Consider the following 1,092-nt stretch of genomic DNA (forward strand, 5'->3'; position numbering starts at 1 on the left):
GTGATTTGGCTCTTGCTGGTGGGGTGACGGTGATGGCGACTCCCGATACGTTTGTTGATTTTTCGCGTCAGCGCGGGCTGGCCGCTGACGGTCGGTGCAAGTCCTTTTCCGAGGATGCGGATGGGACGGCGTGGAGTGAGGGCGTCGGCATGCTGCTGGTGGAGCGGTTGTCCGATGCGCGTGCGAATGGTCATCCGGTGTTGGCAGTGGTGCGTGGTTCGGCAGTCAACCAGGACGGTGCCAGCAGCGGCTTGAGCGCGCCGAATGGTCCCTCGCAGCAGCGGGTGATCCGGCAGGCGCTGGCCAACGCGCAGCTCTCGTCCGGCGAGATCGATGCCGTCGAAGGCCACGGAACCGGTACGTCGCTGGGTGATCCGATCGAGGCGCAGGCGTTGCTTGCCACGTATGGACGCGAGCGGAGTGCGGATCGGCCGTTGTGGTTGGGCTCGTTGAAGTCGAATATCGGACACGCCCAGGCTGCGGCCGGAGTCGGTGGCGTGATCAAAATGGTGCAGGCGATGCGGCACGGCACGTTGCCGAAGACGCTGCACGTGACCGCACCCTCCTCGAACGTCGACTGGTCATCAGGCGCGGTGTCACTGCTGACCGAGGCCATGCCGTGGCCGGATACTGATCGCCCGCGCCGGGCGGCGGTGTCTTCGTTCGGCGTCAGCGGCACGAACGCGCACGTGATCTTGGAACAAGCCCCGGAAACGGAGGCTATCGGGCCAGTGCCGCTGGAGCGTCCGGTGCCGGTGCTGCTGTCCGCGGGCTCGGACGCCGCGCTGACCGCGCTGGCGATTCGGCTGCGGGACAAGCTCGCCGCTGACCCGGTGGCGTCGGTGGCGGATGTGGCGTATTCGCTGATGTCCACCCGAGCATTGCTGCCGCACCGTGGCACCGTGGTGGCGCGGGAGCGAGACGAGCTGCTGGCCGGGCTGGACACGCTGATCGAGGGCGGTCGTGCCGCGCAGGTGGCGCGTGGAGTCGGCCGTTCTGATGGCAAGTTGGCGGTGTTGTTTACCGGGCAGGGTAGTCAGCGGGTTGGTATGGGTCGGGAGTTGTGTGCGGCTTTTCCGGTGTTTGCCAGGG

The 1,092-nt window shown here is 66.8% G+C and carries 1 protein-coding gene; it reads left to right on the forward strand.

The genetic code is table 11. The annotated features are described in order from the left end of the window. The coding region (locus ABZ942_RS43820; RefSeq protein WP_357392281.1) for a type I polyketide synthase at positions 1-1,092 on the forward strand (1,092 nt) is incomplete at both ends.

The sequence above is a fragment of the Nocardia sp. NPDC046473 genome (genome assembly GCF_040645995.1).
GTDB lineage: Bacteria > Actinomycetota > Actinomycetes > Mycobacteriales > Mycobacteriaceae > Nocardia.